1 protein-coding gene is annotated in these 2,049 nt (G+C 73.0%); it reads right to left on the bottom strand.

Annotation, left to right across the window (positions count from 1 at the left end; all coding sequences use genetic code 11):
• Positions 1 to 1,951 (bottom strand): PKD domain-containing protein (locus ACWDCZ_RS40760; protein ID WP_449818647.1); only part of this gene is annotated, 1,951 nt, incomplete at its 3' end.
• Positions 1,952 to 2,049 lie beyond the last annotated feature (98 nt).

Below are 2,049 nucleotides of genomic sequence, written 5' to 3' on the forward strand. Positions count from 1 at the left end.
GGTCGGTCACCAGGTCGGCGCCGGCCGAGTTGTTCCGCAGCCGGATCCCGCCGTTCGTTCCGAGCGGGACCTGGGCGTGGTTGGCCACGGTCTGTCCGGCGCGGAAGTTGAGGTTGCTGGTGCCGGGCGCCGGGGCGAGGTCCGGGTAGGCGATGACGTGCCCGTCGGAGAGCGTCCCGGTCGCGGTCAGGTTGACCACCGCGGCCACGGCCTTCGCCGGCACCGGGCCGTTCCCGCCGATCCGGACGGCGGTCTCGCCGCCGGGGCCGAGGGCCGTCAGCGGTGCGGTCCGGGTGTCCTGGAGCCGGACCGGGATGACGGGGCTGTACCGGCCCGTGGCACCGCCGCCGTAGTAGCCGACGACATCGGCGATCACGTGGGTGGAGCCGTCGTTGTTGTAGACGTCCACCGTGCCGTCCGCGCCCAGCGGCACGATCACCTGGTTCGCCACCGTCTGCCCGGGCCGGAAGTTCAGGCTGGACGTGGACGGGCGGCCGCTCTGGCCGCCGGGCCGGGCCGCCAGGTAGCCGTCCGCGGTGGGCTCGGTGGCGGTCAGGTTGAGGGCGACGGCCGTGGCCCCGGACGGGACGCCCGCGGTGCCGGCGACCTTCAGCGGCAGCGTGGCACCGGGCCCCGGCTTGGTGCCGGACTGCCGGGTGTCGGCGAGCCGGGTGGGCGGCAGCGGAGCGTAGCCGTCCTGGGCCTGCGGCAGGTAGTAGCCCATGAGGTCGACCACCACGTCGACGAAGCCGGCGTGGTTGGTGAGTCCGAAATTGTCGTAGCCCGTCGCCGTGACCGGCACGGTGACCAGGTTGGCGACGGTCTCGCCCGGGGCGACGTTCAGACTGGAGGTCCCCGACGGGGAGCCGCCGATGGTGGAGGTGTCCAGGTGAGTGGTCGTGGTGGCCCCGGTGGCGGTGATGTTCACGACCGCCGCGGTCGCGCCCTGCGGGAGGCCGGCCGCGATCGTCCGGTGCTGGCCCGGCCCAATCCCGCCGGTACGGCCGGGGCCGGGGAAGTTCACCGGGTCCCGGGTGTCGTAGATCCGCTTCGGAGCCACCGGGACGAAGCCCGCCGGGGCGAAGCCCGGGCTGACCGTGGTGGTGGCCCGGTCGGTCTGCCCGGCGGTGTCGGTCACGGTGACCGAGACGGTGTAGGTGCCGGGCGCGGTGTACATGTGGCCCGCGTAGTCCTCGGCCGACGCCTCGACCGGCGAGCCGTCGCCGAAGTCGTACACGTAGGAGGCGATCCGCCAGGGGCCGGTGCTCTTCAAGGCGCTGACGTAGTACTGGAAGTCCCCGGACGGGTTCGTGGCCTCCAGCACGGCCTTCGCCGGGCCGGGGTCGCTCACCCTCACCTTGGCCCCGTAGGCCCCGTACTCGTCTCCGAGACTGGTGAGCCGCTGGCCGAACCCGTCGGTGACGGTGGTCGTGATCTGGTAATCGCCCTTGGTGGTGTAGGTGTGCGGGACGGTCTTCTCCGCGCTGGTCACCGGGGCGCTACCGTCACCGAAGTCGAAGGTGTAGGTCAGGTCGGACGGCCAGTCGTTGCGGGCGTCGGCCGTGGCCTTGACCGTCAGCGGGTAGGCGCCCTGGCGCAGGTCCGCTTCGACGCGCACCGTCTCCAGACCGTACCGTTCGTACGCTCCGCGGTCCCGGTGGCCTCCCCCCGGAGCATTCGGCACCGTCGGGTCGTCGATCACCGCCCGACCGGCCAGGTCGGTATCGGGCAGTCCGGGTGCGGACGGATCGCCGGAGTCGATCGCTGCGGAGCCCTCGCTCGGCAGCGTCGGCACGGAACCGCGGAGGTTGCCGCCGGTGTCGGCGAGGTCATGGGCGCCCTGGCCGGTGGCGGCCTGCAGTGCGGGCAGCCGGTAGGCCGTTCCGGCCCAGAGGTAGCCGCCGTCGCCCCCGTCGTCGACCAGGTTGTAGTCGACCTTGGTGTCGGCCACCGAGCCCGGCCCGACATCGAGTTGGGCGGTGCCAGAACGCTTAGGCCCGCGCCCGCGAGCCCAAGCCCGACGAGGGCACCCCGCAGGTCGGTGAGTAC

The sequence above is a fragment of the Kitasatospora sp. NPDC001225 genome, assembly GCF_053597855.1.